We start from the raw sequence: 18,105 nt of genomic DNA on the forward strand, positions 1-18,105 counted from the left end.
GTCCGGGCCGGCCCCCGTGGAGGGGACCGGCCCGGACAGGTGGATCAGCGCGCCGGGGGGACCGGGCGGGTGGTGCGGATCAGACGAGGTCGAACCGGTCGAGGTTCATGACCTTGTCCCAGGCCTTGACGAAGTCCCGGACGAACTTCTCCCTGGCGTCGTCGCTCGCGTAGACCTCGGCGAGGGCGCGCAGCTCGGAGTTCGAGCCGAACACCAGGTCGGCGCGGGAGCCGGTCCACTTGACCTCACCGGTGGCGGCGTCGCGGCCCTCGAACGCGGTCTGGTCCTCGGACGTCGACTTCCAGGTGATGCCCAGGTCGAGCAGGTTGACGAAGAAGTCGTTGGTGAGGACGCCCGGCGTCTCGGTGAGCACGCCCTGCGGGGACTGCTGGTGGGTGGCGCCGAGGGCGCGCAGGCCGCCGACGAGCACCGTCATCTCGGGGGCGCTCAGGTCGAGCAGGTTGGCCTTGTCGACCAGCAGGTACTCGGCCTGGAGCCGGTTGGCCTTGCCCAGGTAGTTGCGGAAGCCGTCGGCGGTCGGCTCGAGCGCGGCGAACGACTCCACGTCCGTCTGCTCCTGCGTCGCGTCGACGCGGCCCGGGGTGAAGGGCACCTCGATGTCGAAGCCGGCGTCCTTGGCGGCCTTCTCCACGGCGGCGACACCGCCGAGCACCACCAGGTCGGCGAAGGAGACCCGCTTGCCGCCGGTCTGCCCGGCGTTGAACGCCTCCTGGACGCCCTCCAGGGCGCGGACGACACCGGCGAGGCGGTCGGGGTCGTTGGCCTCCCAGCCGCGCTGCGGCTCCAGGCGGATGCGGCCGCCGTTGGCGCCGCCGCGCTTGTCGCTGGCGCGGAAGGAGGAGGCCGCGGCCCACGCCGTGGACACCAGGTCGGACACGGACACGCCGGTGGCGAGGATGCGCTCCTTGAGGGAGGCGATGTCGGCGGCGTCGACGAGCTCGTGGGTGCGCTCCGGCAGCGGGTCCTGCCACAGCAGCGTCTCCTGCGGGACCTCGGGACCGAGGTAGAGGGACTTCGGGCCCAGGTCGCGGTGGGTGAGCTTGTACCAGGCGCGGGCGAAGGCGTCGGCGAACTCGTCCGGGTTCTCGTAGAACCGGCGGGAGATCGGCCCGTAGATCGGGTCGAAGCGCAGCGACAGGTCGGTGGTGAGCATCGTCGGCAGATGCTTCTTCGACGGGTCGTGCGCGTCGGGGATGACGGGCTCGGCGTTCTTGGCGACCCACTGCTTGGCGCCGGCCGGGGACTCGGTCAGCTCGTACTCGTACTCGAACAGGTTCTTGAAGAACCCGTTGCTCCACCGGGTCGGCGTGGCGGTCCAGGTGACCTCCAGGCCGGAGGTGATGGTGTCGCCGCCCTTGCCGGTGCCGTAGGTGTTCCGCCAGCCCAGGCCCTGCTCCTCCAGCGTGGCGGCCTCCGGGTCGGGGCCGACGTGGTCGGCGGGGCCGGCGCCGTGGGTCTTGCCGAAGGTGTGGCCGCCGGCGATCAGCGCGACGGTCTCCTCGTCGTTCATCGCCATCCGGCGGAACGTCTCACGGATGTCGCGGGCCGCGGCGATCGGGTCCGGATTGCCGTTGGGGCCCTCGGGATTGACGTAGATGAGGCCCATCTGGACGGCGCCGAGCGGGTTCTCCAGCTCGCGGTCGCCGGAGTAGCGCTTGTCGTCCAGCCAGGTGGTCTCGGGACCCCAGTAGACGTCCTCCTCCGGCTCCCACACGTCCTCACGGCCGCCGGCGAAGCCGAAGGGCTCGAAGCCCATCGTCTCCAGGGCGACGTTGCCCGCGAGGATCATCAGGTCGGCCCAGGACAGGCTCTGGCCGTACTTCTTCTTCACCGGCCACAGCAGGCGGCGGGCCTTGTCGAGGTTGGCGTTGTCCGGCCAGCTGTTGAGCGGGGCGAACCGCTGCTGGCCGGCGCCGGCGCCGCCGCGGCCGTCGCTGATGCGGTAGGTGCCGGCGCTGTGCCAGGCCATGCGGACGATCAGCGGGCCGTAGTGGCCGAAGTCGGCGGGCCACCAGTCCTGGGAGGTGGTGAGCACCTCGGCGATGTCCCGCTTCACCGCCGGAAGGTCGAGGGACTGGAACGCCGCCGCGTAGTCGAAGTCCTCACCGAGCGGGTTCGTGGCCGGCGAGTTCTTCGCGAGGATCTTCAGGTTCAGACGGTCGGGCCACCACTGACGGTTGCCGCCGCCCTGGGTGGGGTGCGGCGCGCGACCGTGCGCCACCGGGCAGCCCCCTGCTTCCTCCGCCTTGGGTTCGGTGACGATCGCGTCATGGTTCTCGGTCATGGGAGTCCTTCCGGGCGACAAATGTTCGCGCAGTTCAGGCACTGCGGGAGGTGGAGCATCCGGGGCACCGGCCCCAGTAGACGACTTCGGCCTCGTCGACCTCGAAGCCGTGACCGTCGGACGCGGTCAGGCAGGGCGCCTCGCCGACCGCGCAGTCGACGTCGGCCACGACGCCGCAGGAACGGCACACCAGATGGTGGTGGTTGTCCCCGACGCGGCCCTCGTAGAGGGCGGCGCCGCCCGCCGGTGCGATGCGCCGCACCAGGCCCGCGGCGCTCAGCGCGTTCAGTCCCTCGTACACCGCCTGCAGGGACACATGCCCTATGCGCCGGCGCACCTCGGCGGCGACGGTCTCGACGTCGAGATGGCCGCCCTGGCGGACGGTGTCGAGGAGCGCGACGCGGGCGGCGGTCACGCGGAGCCCCGCACCGCGCAACTCCTCGGCGGTGGTCGACGGCCGGGATGCGGTCATGGACCTGAAGTTACCGCCGAAGACGCGAACAATTCCAGAGAACGAACGGATCCATTCTTGGGGCGTGTCCGGTAACGGCGGGTGGCTCCCGGGTTGCGCACGGCACCGGGTACGGAACGCCGTCCGTCCGGCCGGTCCGGGCGTGACCGGAGGCTCAGTGCAGGACGCCGAGCGCCCCCGGAAGGATTCTCGCCGTGACGGGCAGGGTCGCGTCGACCTCTCCGTCCGTGCCGTACGGGATCGCCCGGTCGGCCTCGACGCGTATCTCGCGGCCGCGCAGTACGCGCACCTGGGGGCGGTGCACGTGGGCGCCGGTGCGCAGTTCGTTCATCAGGGCGAAGAACAGCAGGCGGGGCGCGTGGCGGATCATGACGACATCGAGGAGGCCGTCGTCCAGCCGGGCGTCCGGGGCGATGAGACGGCCGGATCCGTAGGTGCCCGAGTTGGCCGCGACCACGGTGTAGCCCGTGTGGGTGTGTTCCGCGCCGTCGACGGTGACCCGGTAGCGGGCCGGGCGCCAGGTGGTGACGGCCCGCAGGCCGCCCGCGTAGTAGGACGCCGAACCCCGGAGCAGGCGGGAGCGGTTGGCGTGCCGGTTGGCGAGGGCGTCCACCCCGGCGTAGACGCTGCCGAGCACGACGACGCGGTCGTGCGTGGCCGAGGTGACCTCGATCGTGTCGACGGGGCGCGGTTCGGCGCGCAGCAGGAGGCCGGCCAGGGACTCCGGGTCCCGGGGCAGGCCGAGCGCCCGGGCGAAGTCGTTGCCCCGGCCGGCCGGGACCAGGCCGAGCGTGGCGCCGGTGCCGCTGAGGGCGCCGCCGACACAGCCGGCCATGCCGTCCCCGCCGACGGCCAGCACGGTGCGGCCCGCCCTGCCGGCGGCGACCGCGAGCTCCCTGGCGTGCGCCAGACTCCGGCTGTACTCGGTCACCAGCTCCGCACCCGCCTCACGCAGATGCCGGGCGACGGCGAGCAACGCGGCCGCGGAACCGGCCGCGCCCGCGGTGGGGTTGACGACGGCGGTGAACTGTCGCATCGGGATGCCTCCGGGGTACGGGCCGAGGGGTGGGGTGGATGTGCGGGGCGCCTGGGCGGGGGCAGTGAGCAGGGGTCCGGTCCGTCAGTCGGAGGGCAGCAGCACGCCCGGGTTCAGTACGCCCCCCGGGTCCAGTCGGCTCTTCACCGCGCGGAGCGCCTCCGCGCCGAGGGGGCCGACCTCGCGGAGGTACCAATCGCGGTGGTCCGTGCCCACGCCGTGGTGGTGGCTGATGGTGCCGCCCGCGGCGAGGATCGCCTCGTTGGCGGCGTGCTTGGCGCGCGTCCAGTGGGCCACGGGGTCCTCGCCCTGGGCGGAGACCACCGTGAAGTAGAGGGACGCGCCGTTCTCGTAGACGTGGGAGATGTGGCACATCACCAGCGGCGGGGTCCCGGCGTCGGTGAGGGTGGCGGTGAGCGCGTCACGGACGGCCGTGTACAGCCCGGGGAGGCCGGACCAGAACGTCGCCGTCTCCAGCGTCTCGGCGAAGGCTCCGGCGTCGAGAAGCGCGTCCCGCAGATAGGGCGCCGCGTAGCGGCCGTGGGCCCAGCGCCGTCCCGGCTCCTCGCCGAGCGGGGTGCCGCCGCACTCCCGCAGGACGGCGGAGGCCCGCTCGCGCCGGTACGCCGTGTCCTCCTCGGTGCCCTCGTACCCGGCGACGGCGGTGCAGCCGTCGGCCTTGAGCTCGCCGGAGCCGATCGCCTCGGGGTGGGCGAGGCCGACGAGGGTCTCGGTCTCGTCGGACAGACGCAGCACGGTGGGCCGGGGTCCGTCCTGGGCGAGCCGGCGCAGGGCGGCGGTCCCCGCGTCGAAGGTGGAAAAGCTCCAGCCCTCGTAGACGCGGGTCCGCGGCACGGGCCGGACGCGCACGGTCACCGAGGTGATGACGCCGAAGGCGCCCTCCGAGCCGAGGACGAGCTGGCGCAGGTCGGGGCCGGCCGCCGAGCGCGGGGCGCGGCCGGTGTCGAGCGTGCCCTCGGGGGTGGCGAGGGTGAGGGAGAGGACCATCTCGTCGAAGCGCCCGTACCCGGCGGACGCCTGGCCGCTGGAGCGGGTCGCGGCGAAGCCGCCGATGGTGGCCCATTCGTAGGACTGCGGGAAGTGCCCGAGGGTGAAGCCGTGTCCGGCGAGGAGCGCCTCGGCCTGCGGGGCCCGCAGGCCGGGCTGCAGGGTGGCGGTGCGGGAGACCGGGTCGAGGTCGAGCAGGCGGTTCATGCGCCGCAGGTCGAGGGCGACGAACGTGCCGCGCGACTGCGGGGCGAGACCGCCGACGACGGAGGTGCCGCCGCCGAACGGGACGACCGCCAGGCCGTGTTCGGCGCACAGACGGAGCACGGCCCGCACCTCGTCGTGCGTGGCGGGCAGCAGCACGGCCGCGGGGAGCGCGGCGGCGAGGTCGCCGCCGCGCATGCGCAGCAGGTCGGGGGTGGACTTGCCGCGGGTGTGCCGCACGCGGGTCCCGGCGTCGGTGCGGACGTGGTCCTCGTCGCCCAGCGCGGCGGTCAGGGCGCGGCGCTCCTCGGGGGCGAGCGGGCTCGCGGGGACGGTCAGGTCCTCGAGGGCGACGGTCGCCGTCTCGCGCGGCTTGACGCCGAGCAGGTCGCGCAGCAGCCCCGTCACCGCGTCGGGCAGCGGGGCCGCCCGCTCCGGGTCGCCCCAGCCGCTCCAGAGCATGTCCATGTCTGTCGTCCTCACGGGTTCGTCCTGACGGGTCGGAAGAGAGCGATGCCGTCGCCCGACGGCCTCACGTGGCGTTACACTGTGACACATGACGCCTATTCGTCACAACGGCTCGGCAGGTTCGGACAACGACGCGGTGCTCGACGCGGTACGCGACTGCGTGCTCGCCGTCGGGGTCCGCCGCACCACGCTCACCGACGTGGCCCGCCGCGCCGGTGTCTCCCGTATGACGCTGTACCGGCGCTGGCCGGACGTGCGGTCACTGGTCGGCGACCTGATGACGCGGGAGTGGATCGGGGTGGCCACCGGGGCCATGCCCGTGCGCAGACCCGGCATGACCGCGCGGGAGCTGCTCACCGAGGGACTCGTGGACGCGGTGCGGGACTTCGTCGCCCACCCGCTCTTCCGCAAGATCCTCGACGTCGACCCCGAACTGCTCCTCCCCTACGTGCTGGACCGCCGCGGCGCGAGCCAGGAGGCCCTCCTCGGACTGCTGGCCGACGTGCTGCGCGAAGGGCACACCGACGGCTCGGTGCGCCGCGCGCCCGTCGAACGGCAGGCGCGCTCGGTGCTCCTGATCGTGCAGTCCTTCACCCTGTCCCTGCGGACCATGACCGACGAGGACGACCCCGAGCTGTCCGCCGAGGCGTTCCTCGGCGAGCTGCGCGGCATTCTGGAGAGGACCCTCACGCCATGACCCCCCTCAGCGGCTCGTCCCTGTCCGCCGCCCGGCGCGCCCGCGAACTGACCGACGCGGTGAACGGCGACACCGTGGACGTACTGGTCGTCGGACTCGGCGTGACCGGCGCGGGCGCCGCCCTGGACGCCGCGGCGCGCGGACTGCGGGTGGTGGCGGTCGACGCCCACGACCTGGCGTTCGGCACCTCCCGCTTCAGCAGCAAGCTGGTCCACGGCGGGCTGCGCTACCTGGCCTCCGGCCGCCTCGACGTCGCCCACGAGAGCGCGGTGGAGCGCGGGATCCTGATGGAGCGCACGGCGCCCCATCTGGTCCACGCCCAGCCGTTCGTCCTGCCGCTCACCCCGCTGGTGTCGCGCGGGCAGGCCGCCCTCGCGCGGGCCGGGTTCCATGCCGGGGACACGCTGCGGCTCGCCGCGCACACGGCCCGGGCCACGCTCCCGGCGCCGCGCCGGCTGTCCGTGGTGGAGACCCGCCATCTCGCGCCCGCGCTGCGGCTGGACGGGCTGCGCGGCGGTCTGCTGTCGTGGGACGGCCGGCTCACCGACGACGCCCGGCTGGTGACCGCACTGGCCCGTACGGCAGCCGCGCGCGGCGCGCGGGTCCTCACCCGCGTCCGGGCGCTGGAGCTGACCGGGACCGGCGCCCTGGTCCGCGACGAACGGACCGGCGAGGAGGGCGAGATCCGCGCCCGTGCGGTGATCAACGCCGCCGGGGTGTGGGCGGGCGGCCTCGTCGACGGGGTCCGCATCCGCCCCTCCCGCGGCACGCACCTGGTGCTGCGCCCGGAGAGCCTCGGCCCGCTCACCGCCGGACTGCACATCCCCGTCCCCGGGGAGACCAACCGCTTCGTGCTGGTGCTCCCCCAGGACGACGGCCGGGTCTACGTCGGCCTCACGGACGAGCCCGTGGACGGAGACATCCCCGACGTCACCGAGCCCCCGGAGACGGACATCGGCTTCCTCCTGGACGTCCTCTGCTCGGTCCTGCACGTGCCGGTGCACCGCGACGACGTGGTGGGCGCGTTCGCCGGGCTGCGGCCCCTGCTGGACACCACGCCGGACCACGCGGACGCGCCGCCCAGGACCGCCGACGTCTCCCGGCGGCACGCCGTGCTGACCTCGCCGGAGGGCGTCGTCACGGTCGTCGGCGGCAAGCTGACCACGTACCGGCGGATGGCCGAGGACGCCGTCGACGCGGCCGTACGGCTCCGGGGCCTGGCCGCCGGTCCGTCCCGCACCGCGTCGCTGCCCCTGGTGGGCGCGGCGGCGCCGCACGTCCTCGCCGGGCTGGCCGCGCCCCGCCGCCTGGTGCGGCGCCACGGCACCGAGGCGCCGGCGGTCCTGGCGCTCGCCGGGCGTGACCCCCGCCTCGCCGAGCCGGTGCTGCCCGGGTATCCGGTCACGGCGGCCGAGGTGCTGTGGGCGGTGCGCCACGAGGGCGCGCTGGACGAGGAGGACGTCCTGGACCGCCGCACCCGTATCGGTCTGGTCCCGGCCGACCGGACGGCGGCGCTGGACGCGGTGCGCGCGCTCCTGGACGCCGCGGCGGCGAGCGGCTGACGCGGTCAGCGTGCGTGGACGCCGACCTCGTGCAGCGAGTAGCCGTACCCGGTCCCGCGTTTCAGGCCGACGACGCGCACGTACCGGGCCTCGACGGGGGTGAACACCGCCGTGTCCAGCCCGCCGTCGCCCGCTGTCGTGGACCACACGGTGCGCCAGTCCGTGCCGTCGGCGGACACGTCGACGCGGTACGCACTCCCGTACGCGCGTTCCCAGTCGAGGGTGACGCGTCCGACCCGGTGGACGGCGCCGAGGTCGAGGCGCAGCCACTGGTCGTCGCTCCGGTCGCTGGTCCACCGGGTGCCCTGGTCCCCGTCGGCGGCCCGGGCGGGGGCGTAGCTGGTGAACGGGTTCCACTCGCTGGAGGAGGCCGTCGCCCGGGCGCCCAGGGCGAGGTTCGCCGCCGGGCGGTGGCGTTCGGTCGCGCCCCAGGTGGTGAGGTAGGACTCGGCGCCGCGGAAGAGGTCGTCCACGACGTGCTGTCCGCCGACGCGCCGGATGTCCTCGATCCAGTCGGGCACCAGGCCGTAGTGCGCGGCTCCGTCGGTGTTGAGGTCCCAGGTGCGCTGCCCGGTGGTCTGCCGGTCGAGGAGGGAGCCGCCGTCGACGCTGCGGTAGGGGTAGGTGACGGGGTCGGGCACGTCAGCGCCGCGCGGGGCGGGCCAGCCGCCGACGCCGTTCATGTCGGTGCCGAAGCCGTAGCCGACGCCGTAGGCGTCCCGCAGCCGCTCGGTGCGGCCGGCCTCGGTGACGAACTGCTCGGAGCCGTTCATGTACTGGGCGGTGAACCCGCCGAGCCGGTAGACGCGTTCGGTCCAGTTCAGGTCCATCCAGCTGTGCGAGGACAGGACGCCCGGGTAGGACGCGGACTCGAAGAGGTCGAGGACCCGGCCGGCGGCCTTGACGCTCATGTGGTCGATCTCGAGCATCATTCCGCGCTGCATCATGCCGCGCACCGCGTACTCGCCCAGCCCGGTCAGCCCCCGCACGTTGCACCGGGCGTCCGCGTCGTACGACGGGACCTCCACGCCTGCCGGGAGGTGCTTCTCGGCCTCGGGGGCGGAGGCGAGGCCGATGGGGTTGTCGTGCTGTGGGCCGGTGCAGGTCTCGGTCCGCCAGAAGGTGCCGGTGGACAGGAACTGCCCGACGTTGACGGCGGTGCCGAGCGCCCCGGAGTCGAAGCGCACGCCGCACAGAGCGTTGTCGAACTTGTGGCACAGGAACATGCTGCGCACGCCCAGGTCGTACAGCTCGTCGAGGCCCGCGTCGATGTCGTCCCGGTCGCACTGGGCGACGTCCAGGATCATCTTGCAGCCGAAGGGTTCCGACGTCTCGACGCCCAGCACCACGGCCAGCTTGCCCTGCTCGATCACCTCACGTGCCTGCGCGCTGTCGGTGACGACGCGGAACCAGCCCTTGCCCGGCCCGCCGTACATGGCGTCGATGTAGTCCTGCATCCGGTAGGTCAGCCGGGCCTGGAGGCGGATGGAGGTCATCTCGTCGCAGCCGCGGTCCTTGAAGAAGTACACCGAGCAGATCACGCCGTTGGTGACGAGGTCGTTCACCAGCACGCGCTGGCCGCCGCGCCAGGCGCGCTCGATCCAGGCGTAGTAGTTCTGCTGGTGGGTCAGCGAGTCGTGGGCGGGCCAGTCGGCGAAGGTGGGCCAGCCGTCCGGGTCGTGGCGGCCGTCGCCTCCGTTGGTGAGGAAGTCGAAGACGGCGAGGGAGCCGTCGGGATAGTGCTCGGGGCAGTCCTTGAGCGCGTCGGCGATGCCCTCCTCGGAGAACGCCTTGCCGCAGATGAGCCGGCCTCCGAAGGCCTCGTTGGACATGATGTGGTTGTGCGCGTCGACGAAACCGCGCACCCGCCCGGCGGCGTCGGTGCCCTTGAACGGCTCGCCGGTGACCCCGATCCGGGAGTCCGGCGCGGGCCGGGCGACCGGCTCCCACCAGTCGCCGCCGGCGGCGGAGCTGGACGTGGGCGTGAGCACGGCGGCCAGGACGAGAAGGAGCAGCGTCACGATCCCGGCGTGTCGTCCGGCGCGAGAGGTGGTCACCGGCGGTCCCTCCGTCGACGGAGCCGTCATGACGACTATTGTCATGAACTCTGCAAACCCCTCGGGGAGCATCGCTACTCGCGCGTACGCCGTCAAGAGTGCGCGCACACCGGAGTCCGCCCCGTCCCCGCCGTCCAGCACGCGCAGGGTCAACCCCGCTCGTAGTGGAGCGAGATGGAACGCAGGACGTCGGCGGACGACACGTCGGTGCGGCCCTCGTCGTGGATCTCGGCGAGCTGGACGAAGGCGAAGGTGAGCGCGGAGGTGATCTGCACGATGGCCGGCCCGAGCTTCCCGGTGACGATCTGGGCCACCTCGCGCGCACTGGCGTCGGCCGGGAGCTGGATGCGCGGCAGCATCTCCTCCAGCAGCCCGGCGACCGCACTGTCGGCGGTCACGTCGGCGTCCGGGTCGGCGCGCAGACGGCGCCGCATCTCCAGGGCCTCCGTGAGGATGCCGACGCTCCGCTGCATGATCTCGCGCTGCTCCATGCGGCCAGCCTTCACACCGACTGGCCCGGCCAAACGCGTTCTGCCTATCATCCTGGTGAATGTTGCTTTCATATGGTTTGTCCCTGCCGGGGGTGGACCCGGAGTGTCCCCGCCCGAGTGAGTGATCCATGTCCCGCACCGGTTCCAAGGACCACGGCGACGAGCTGCTGACCAGGCTCGGGACGCTGACGGCCCAGGCGCGTGCGGCGGCGGAGGTGCAGCGCTCGCGCGTGGAGCTGGCCGTCGCCCTGCAGCGCGGGATGCTGCCGAGGGGACTGCCCACCGGTGACGGCGTACGGCTCGCGGTGCGGTACGTGCCCGCCAACCAGGGCCTCAACGTGGGCGGCGACTGGTACGACGCGTTCACCATGCCCGACGGCCGGATCGGCCTGTCGATCGGCGACGTGCAGGGGCACAACATCGAGGCGGCCGCCTTCATGGGTCAGGTGCGGGTCGGGCTGCGGGCGCTCGCCTCCGTGGACAGCGACCCGGGCGAGCTCCTGGCGCGGACGAACGAGCTGCTGCTGACGCTGGGCGGGGACCTGTTCGCGACCTGCACCTTCATGCGGCTCGACCCGGAGACCCGGCTGCTGGAGAGCGCCCGCGCCGGCCATCTGCCGTGCGTGTGGGCCACGGCGGACGGGCGGTCCGGCGTGACTCAGGACGAGGGCGGTCCCCCGCTGGGCGTGCAGTCCGGCGCGGTGTACCCGGTGACCCGCTACCGGCTGGACAGCGGCGGAGTGTTCGTGATGGTCACCGACGGGGTGGTGGAGGGCCCGTCGATGCGTCTGGACGAGGGGCTGGACCAGGTGTCGCGGCTCGCGGGGATCGCGGCGGTCGCGCGCATGGACGTGGACGCGCTCGCCGCCGCCGTGATCAAGGGAGCGGCCGAGGTGGGCCACGACGACGACGCGGCGGTCCTGGTGATCGGGCACGACGAGCGGGCCGGTCAGCCATAGGGCCGACAGCGCCGCGCCTCTCGCCTCGCCGTCGGGGCCGCCTCGGTGTCTGATGGCAGGTGTGGTGGCTCGCCAGGATCTTCGTGCACCGGCCGTCTACGTGCTGCAGACGCTGGCCGTCGCCGCCTGCTCCTACGCCGGGGGCCGGCTCGGGCTGCTGTACGAACTGCGGGTCGACGGCTCGGTGGTGTCGCCCATCTGGCCGCCGACCGGGATCGCCGTCGCGGCCCTGCTGCTCCTCGGACCGCGCGTCTGGCCGGGCATCACCCTGGGCGCGATGCTGGTGATCGTCCACCTCACCTCGCTGAGCCCGGTCTCGCTGGGCCTGCTGTTCGGCAGCACCGCGGCGCCGCTGTGCGCGTACCTGCTGCTGCACTGGGACGGGTTCCGTACCGACCTCGGCCGGTTACGGGACTGCCTCAGCCTGGTGTTCCTCGGCGGCTTCGCCGCGATGCTGGTCAGCTCCACGATCGGGGCGGTGCTGCTGGTCGTCTCGGGCGACCTGCCGGCCGGGCGCTTCTGGTCGGTGTGGCTGCCCTGGTGGGTGGGCGACGCGATGGGGGTGCTGCTGATCGCCCCGGTGCTGCTGCTCCTGCCCCGGGTGCGCTCCCCCGTGCACTGGTCGCGCTGGAAGGAGGCGGTGGCGCTGGCCGCCGTCACGGGCGTCCTGATGCCGATCGTCACACACAGCCCCGCCAGTCTGCTGTTCTCCGTCTACCCGCTGCTGATCTGGGCGGCCCTGCGGTTCGAGCTGCCCGGCAGCATGCTGTGCGCCCTGTACGCCTCCGTCCTGGCCACCGGGGCGGCGACCGCGCGGGCGGGCCCCTTCGAGGGGCTGTCGGACATGCAGATCATGATCAATCTGCATGCCTTCAACGCGGCGTCGGCCCTGACGGCCCTTCTGCTGTCGGCCGTGGTCACCGAGCAGCACAACACCCGGCGCTCGGTGGAGCAGGCGTGCCAGGAACTGGTGGAGGTGCTGGAGCATCTGACGGGGGGCGAGTCCGCCCCGCACGCACGGCCGCAGCGGGAGACGGACCCCGGCGCGGGCTGAGCGGGTGGGACGGACCGGCCGCACACGCGGGCCCGCCGCGGGGCGCGCAATGCGACCGGCGGCTGATGCAGGCGTTCACCGGCGAGCACACTCCTCCGCGCCGGGCGACGCCCTTCCACGACCCCGGGTGCCGCCCGGCGTCGTCACTCGCGCAGGGACGCGGCGTCGCCCATGACGACCACCGGGTGCAGCGCGGGGTCGAGGGCGAGCAGCAGGTCCCGCATGTGCTGCTTCGTCAGGCTCACGCAGCCCTGGGTGGGGCCGTCGTGGTCGACGTGCAGCCAGATGCCGCCGCCCCGGTCGGCGCCCAGCGGCCGGGTCAGGTCCAGCGGGGACGTGCCGGGTTCGCGGTTGTAGTCGATGGCGACGACGTAGTCGAAGGACCCCTCCAGCGGCTCCCCCTCGAATCCGGTGCCGCTGACGGCGAAGCCGTCCGACCGGTCGTAGGGCAGCCGGGTGCCGGGGTCGGGGAGCAGTCCGCCGGCGTCGGAGAGGCTGTAGACCCCGATGGGCGAGCGCAGGTCTCCGGCCCAGTGGTCGTCGGTCCAGCCGCGGAGCGCGTTGCGGGCGGGCCACACCGGGCCGGCCTCCCAGCCGGTGCCGGTGTGGCGGTACAGCACGGCCACGGAGTGGTTGGCGTTCCGGTCGCGTCCGGTGACCACGACCACCTGGCGGGCGTCGCCCGGGATCCAGGCCCGGGTGCGGGGGCCGAGGCCGGGGATCACCGCGGTGGCCTCGGTGGCCGGACGGCCCTGCGCGGTGCCGGCCGCTCCGGGCGCGCCGGCCGCGGGGGCGGTCGCGGACGGGTGCTCGCGCGCGGTGCTGCCGGTGGCGGCGGGGTCGTCGCGGGCGCCGGTGCCGCTGCCCGCCCCGCACCCGGTGAGGACGGCGAGGACGACGAGGACGACGGCCCGCAGCCACACCCCGGTACGGAGACGGACGGGCCCGGCGGACGGCCGCCGGGCGGCGCCGGACACGGCGCGGGGCGCACGGTCCGGGCAGTCGATCGATGAAGCCATGGACTCAGCGTGACTTCGTCTTCCCGCAATCGCCTCGGCTCCCCGCGCGCGTCCGCGCGAAGTCCCCCGTCTGCGCCGCCCGCGACCGGTGCCGCCCGCAGCGGGGCGCCCCCTGGCAAGGGGCCGTACGGGTGACGGGCCCGCACCCTCACGTGGGGTGCGGGCCCGCCGGACGGAGCAGTCCGCGTGTGAACGCCTACCGGTTGATCACGAAGGACGAGCCGGGTTCGATCAGCACATCGCCTTCCGCCGATCCGGTGACGGTGACGTTCGTCAGGGTGGCGCTGCCCCGGGCCCCGCCCATGGCGAGGATGCCGGAGCCGTTGTTGGACCTGCTGATGGTCACGTCCGAGATCCGCACGTCCGGCATGGCGCCGCCGCCGGCCTTGAACTGGATGCCGTCGTACGTCGAGTCGTGGATGTCGGTGTCGCGGATGACCACGCCGGGGATGTCGAGGCCCTGGGCGAACAGGGTGATGGCGCCGAACTCCTGGTCCTCGTTCCAGAAGGCGCCGCCGGTGCGGTACAGCCCGTTGCCGGCGATGAGGGTCTGCCCGGAGAACGGCGTGGGGTCGTGGTCGGTGGCCAGCATGATGCCCGGATAGTTCATGGTGTCGTACACGAGGTTGTTCTCGACCGTGTTGCCGTGGCCGCCGTAGATGGCGATGCCGTTGGCGCGCCAGGGCAGTTGCACGGTGTTGTTGCGGAAGTGGTTGTCGTGGCCGGTGTCGGCCGCCGGGTTCTTGACGTGCTTGCTGGACCACACGGCGAGGGCGTCGTCGCCGGTGTTGCGGAACGACGAGTTCTGCACGGTGGAGTCATGGCTGCCGTTGGTGAGGTTGATGCCGTCCGCGTAGGTGTTGCGGATCCGCATGCCGGTGAACTCCAGTCCGTCGGCCGGGTTCCACAGGTCGGGGATGTTGGAGTGGTCGCGGCCCACCCAGACGCCGACGTTGGCGTGCTCGATCCACACGTTGCTGATCCTGGTGTTCTTGCCGAAGCGCCCGTTGAGGCCGACGCCTCCCTCGGCGCCGCCGTCGCCGCCGCGGATGGTGCCGGAGCCGAAGATGGCGAGGTCGGAGATCCTCGTGTTGTCGTCGATGTCGAAGCCGAAGTTGCCCTCGTGCGGGTGGTTGATGCCGCCCGCCTGGTGCGGGGGCGTGAGGGTGTGGAGCTGGGAGTGCCACATGCCGGCGCCCCGGACGGTGACGTCACGGATGCCGACCTGGTTGAACTCGCCGCGGTCGAGCGGGTCGTCGGTGAGGATCTTCTGCTCCTGCCGCCACTGCCCGGCCGGGATCCACACGCAGTCGATCTCGCCCCGCTGGTCGGCCGTCACGGCCCGCTGGATAGCGGTGGTGTCGTCGATGCCGTCGTTGGGGACGGCGCCGTACTCGGTGACGGACACGCACCCGGCGGGCTTCTCGGCGGGCGGGGCCACCTGCTCCAGGTCGATCAGGTCGACGACGTAGAAGGCGGCGCTGTCGTCGGCGTCACGCTGGAGCCGGAACGTGGTGCCCGCCGGGTAGGTGCCGTCGAGCAGCGCGTGGGACTCGTCGAACAGGCGGCGCGCGTCGGCCTGGGGGGTGTTGGTGAGTCCTTCGGGCTGGTCGGTGGTGCCGTAGAGCCAGCTGTGCTTGGAGCTGAGGCCCAGCTTCCGCACGAACGTCCCGTCGGCGTAGAGGCTGAGGGTGGCCTCGGTGCCCCCGCCTCCCGGGGCGTCGGGGATGGAGTTGCGCACGACGATCGAGTTGGTGGCGGTGGTGGAGGTGAACTCCACGTACTGGCCGGTGGAGTCGAGCCGGACGGACTCACGGCCGGAGGACTCGGTGGCGAAGTTGGTGTGGCCGAAGGTGCGCTTCGGGTCGGCGGTCAGCAGGGTGCCCCGGTAGGCGCCGTCCTCCGCCTCGTACTCGGTGTACGGGACGGCGGCGCCGCGGCCGACGACGATCGAGCGGCTGAGGACGTTGTTGTTCTCGTCGGTCTCGGTGACCGTGCCGGTGGCGTCCGCGGTGGCGGTGAGGACGGCGGGGCCGGCGGCGGCGGTCCAGGTGCCGGCGATCGCGACCTCGGCGGTGGCGCCGGCGGCGATCGTCCCGGTGGACCCGTCGAGGGTGCGTCCGGCCACGGTGAGCCGGGTGACCGAGCCGGCGGGGGCGGTTGAGGTGCCCCGGTTGTGCACGGAGACGGTGAAGGACACCGGCGTGCCGACGGCGGGCGTCGCCGGGGCGGTGCGGATGCCGGTGACCTCCAGGTCGGGGCCGGGGCTCTGTGCGACGGTCAGCCGGTCCGTGGCGGTCCGGCTGTTGTTGGTCTCGTCCAGCTCGGGGACGGTGTCGGTGGGGTCGGCCACGGCGGACACGGTGTAACTGCCCCTGGCCCGCGTGCCCGCGTGCACGGACACGGTGGCGGAGGCACCCGGGGCGAGCGCGCCGACGGGGGCGCTGCCCACGACGGTGCCCTCCAGGCTGACGCTCAGGGTCGCGGCGGCGGACGGCGCGGTGCCGGCGTTGCGCACGGTCGCGCGGACGGTGACCGGGTCCGTCTCGGTGGGGGCGGCGGGGGTCCAGTCGAGGGTGGTGACGGTCAGGTCGGGGTTGGGTGCGGCCGTGCCCCGGACCTCCAGCTCGGCGACCTGGGCGCCGTAGCCCGCCGAGTTGTGACTGAATCTCAGCTGTACGTCGGCGACGCGTCCGGTGACGGGAACGGTGACGGTGTTGCCGTTCCCGGCCGGGTCGAAGGTGTGGTCGGCGCGGGCCTTCAGTGTGGTGTACGCGCTCGACGAGCGGTCGCGTCCGAGGATCTCGATGCTCTGGGTGCGCCGCTCCCATGCCGCGTCCGGGTTCAGCTTGACGACGACGGCGGTGACGTCCGCCTCGGCGCCGAGGCGGACGGTGAGCGTGGCGGGGTGACCGGCCGACTCCCAGTAGGTGTCGATGCGCCCGTCGTTGGCGTGGGCTGCCACGAAGGAGTGAATCGTGGAGGACGCCTCGACCGGTCTGCCGAGCGCCAGATCGGTCCCGTCGGCCGGCGGCTGACCCGGTCCCTCTCCCCCGTCCTCGCCGTACACCTCGACCGCGGACAGCTGGGCGGCGTTCCAGCCGGTGTTGGCGGTGAGGCGGATCCGGAGATGGCGTACGTCGCGGGCCGGGAAGGTGAGCGTGACGGTGTTGGCCCGGTCGGGGTCGAAGCGGTGGGCGGCCGAGGCGGACAGCGCGGTGAACGACGAGCCGTCGGTGCCGCCCTCCACGGTGAGGGTCTGGGTGCGTGCCTCCCAGGCGGCCGGCAGCTTCAGCACGACTTCGTCGACGCGGACCGTGCCGCCCAGGTCGATGCGCACGGACTGCGGGAAGAGGCCCAAGGGGCCTTCCCAGTAGCTGAGTTGACTGCCGTCGGTCAGATGGGCGGCGGGGTGGTCGGGATGGGACCCGGTGACCGTGACGCTTCTGCCGAGCGCCAGGTCGGGTCCGCGGACCGCCTTCGCGGCGGCGCCGGCCGTACCGGGTGAGAGACCGGCGGCGAGCAGACCGGCCAGCAGCAGGCCGGTGATCGTGCGCAGGCCGAAACGCGTGCGTCTCATGAGGTCCTCTTCCACGGCGGGTGACTGCGGGCATGCGGCCACCCGGGCAGCCCGGTGCCCCTGCCGTGGATTGCCGACGCCCGATGCGATATTTGCGGCACGTCGTTCATTTCTTGCGGCTCTCGCTTTGAAGTTTCCGGCTTGTGCCTCACTTGTCAATGGCGGGGACACAGCGTCCGGGAGGGAACGGGGACACCTCACGCACCACGGGCGTCAACCGCGCACCTCTCCGGGAGGACGCGAAGGAGAAACGGTCAACCCCGCCCGGCCGTACCATGACTGGCCACCGGCAGACCCCAGGACGAAAGGACACCCATATGTCCGACCACTCGACCGTCGCCACCGATCTCACGTCGCAGTACGTCGCCCAGGTCGCGAACGACCTCGAGCGCAACGCCAAGGAGCAGGAACGGGTCGGCGCCGAGATCGACGGACTGCGGCAGCAGTTGGCCGCGCTTCAGCGGGACCACGCCCTGCTGGTGAAGATGCAGCAGGCACTGGACCTGGCGGCGGACACCTCCGAAGGGACCGCGGACGCCTCCGGGGACACCGCGGTCGCCGAACCCGCCGCGGCCACCGAGCCCTCGGAGAAGGACGGCGCCGCCGAGCCGGCCGAGGAGACCGCCGTGTCCGGTCACGCGACCGTGCCCGCGCCGCGCAGCCGCGGTGGCGTCAAGTCCGGTGCGGCGAAGCCGAAACGGGAGCGGAAGAAGGTGACGGCGGGCGGTGCGGGCAAGGCCGCGGGTGCGGCCAGGACCGGCGGTGCGGCCAGAACCACGGGCGCGGCGAAGCCCGCCGGACCGGCGAAGTCCGCCGGCGCCAGGTCCGCGCGCAAGCCCGCCACCCCGAAGCCCGCGGGGAAAGCGGCGGCGGTGAAGACGGCGCGCAAGGCGCCGGCGAAGGCCGCGGAGCCCGCCCAGGGCGACGCGCCGAAGCTGGTCGACCTGGTCCGCCGGCATCTGGACGAGCAGAAGGAGCCGCGCTCGGCGGCGGAGGTCGCCACGGCACTGGGCCAGGCGCATCCCGGACGCACCATCAAGGTCACGGTGGTCCGCTCCACCCTGGAGGGTCTGGTCGCGCGCAACCAGGCCCAGCGCAGCAAGCAGGGCACCTCGGTGTTCTACACCGCGCCCGACGGCTCCACGCCGGCCCCGGAACGCGCGGCGGACGCACAGTCCTGAGGCCGGCCGGGC

Annotated in this window: 13 protein-coding genes; 5 read left to right on the forward strand and 8 right to left on the reverse strand. The window is 73.2% G+C overall.

Annotated elements, in window-relative coordinates; all coding sequences use genetic code 11:
- Nucleotides 1–79: 79 nt before the first annotated feature.
- The 4 genes from katG to ACP7TJ_RS01655 form a co-directional block, all read right to left on the reverse strand.
- Nucleotides 80–2,305, reverse strand: a complete 2,226-nt coding sequence (gene katG / locus ACP7TJ_RS01640) for a catalase/peroxidase HPI (RefSeq protein ID WP_189911550.1) — start codon at nt 2,303–2,305, stop codon at nt 80–82.
- A gap of 34 nt (nt 2,306–2,339) precedes the next feature.
- On the reverse strand, nt 2,340–2,777 hold the full coding sequence (locus tag ACP7TJ_RS01645; RefSeq protein ID WP_387622787.1) for a Fur family transcriptional regulator: 438 nt from the start codon (nt 2,775–2,777) through the stop codon (nt 2,340–2,342).
- Between the two features lie 154 nt (nt 2,778–2,931).
- Nucleotides 2,932–3,813: a diacylglycerol/lipid kinase family protein gene (locus ACP7TJ_RS01650; protein WP_266544081.1), complete on the reverse strand. Its 882-nt coding sequence runs from the start codon at nt 3,811–3,813 to the stop codon at nt 2,932–2,934.
- A gap of 84 nt (nt 3,814–3,897) precedes the next feature.
- Complete coding sequence (locus tag ACP7TJ_RS01655) at nt 3,898–5,493, reverse strand: FAD-binding oxidoreductase (protein WP_427761828.1); 1,596 nt, start codon at nt 5,491–5,493, stop codon at nt 3,898–3,900.
- 88 nt (nt 5,494–5,581) lie between these two features.
- On the opposite strand from ACP7TJ_RS01655, the gene ACP7TJ_RS01660 reads away from it, so the two are divergent.
- Nucleotides 5,582–6,190, forward strand: coding sequence for a TetR/AcrR family transcriptional regulator (locus ACP7TJ_RS01660; protein ID WP_176710976.1), 609 nt, complete (start codon nt 5,582–5,584; stop codon nt 6,188–6,190).
- Nucleotides 6,187–7,752, forward strand: a complete 1,566-nt coding sequence (locus ACP7TJ_RS01665) for a glycerol-3-phosphate dehydrogenase/oxidase (RefSeq protein WP_093769820.1) — start codon at nt 6,187–6,189, stop codon at nt 7,750–7,752. Before ACP7TJ_RS01660 ends, ACP7TJ_RS01665 begins: the two co-directional genes overlap by 4 nt.
- Before the next feature lie 5 nt (nt 7,753–7,757).
- On the opposite strand, the gene ACP7TJ_RS01670 is transcribed toward ACP7TJ_RS01665, so the two are convergent.
- Complete coding sequence (locus ACP7TJ_RS01670; protein ID WP_427761830.1) at nt 7,758–9,809, reverse strand: discoidin domain-containing protein; 2,052 nt, start codon at nt 9,807–9,809, stop codon at nt 7,758–7,760.
- 149 nt (nt 9,810–9,958) lie between these two features.
- Nucleotides 9,959–10,300: a hypothetical protein gene (locus tag ACP7TJ_RS01675; protein ID WP_093769821.1), complete on the reverse strand. Its 342-nt coding sequence runs from the start codon at nt 10,298–10,300 to the stop codon at nt 9,959–9,961.
- A 128-nt stretch (nt 10,301–10,428) separates the two neighbouring features.
- Here ACP7TJ_RS01675 and ACP7TJ_RS01680 point away from each other — a divergent pair, with 128 nt between their 5' ends.
- Entirely contained in the window at nt 10,429–11,259 is an 831-nt protein-coding gene (locus ACP7TJ_RS01680; RefSeq protein WP_093769822.1) for a PP2C family protein-serine/threonine phosphatase, read from the forward strand.
- 61 nt (nt 11,260–11,320) lie between these two features.
- Complete coding sequence (locus tag ACP7TJ_RS01685) at nt 11,321–12,313, forward strand: MASE1 domain-containing protein (protein WP_189911555.1); 993 nt, start codon at nt 11,321–11,323, stop codon at nt 12,311–12,313.
- Between the two features lie 143 nt (nt 12,314–12,456).
- Here ACP7TJ_RS01685 and ACP7TJ_RS01690 read toward each other — a convergent pair whose 3' ends face one another.
- Entirely contained in the window at nt 12,457–13,332 is an 876-nt protein-coding gene (locus ACP7TJ_RS01690; RefSeq protein ID WP_266544098.1) for a hypothetical protein, read from the reverse strand.
- Between the two features lie 196 nt (nt 13,333–13,528).
- On the reverse strand, nt 13,529–16,912 hold the full coding sequence (locus ACP7TJ_RS01695; protein ID WP_427761834.1) for a CARDB domain-containing protein: 3,384 nt from the start codon (nt 16,910–16,912) through the stop codon (nt 13,529–13,531).
- Between the two features lie 317 nt (nt 16,913–17,229).
- On the opposite strand from ACP7TJ_RS01695, the gene ACP7TJ_RS01700 reads away from it, so the two are divergent.
- Entirely contained in the window at nt 17,230–18,093 is an 864-nt protein-coding gene (locus ACP7TJ_RS01700) for a hypothetical protein (protein ID WP_266544104.1), read from the forward strand.
- Nucleotides 18,094–18,105: the final 12 nt, after the last annotated feature.

The sequence above is a fragment of the Streptomyces sp. DSM 41931 genome (assembly GCF_050271085.1).
Lineage (GTDB): Bacteria > Actinomycetota > Actinomycetes > Streptomycetales > Streptomycetaceae > Streptomyces > Streptomyces albogriseolus.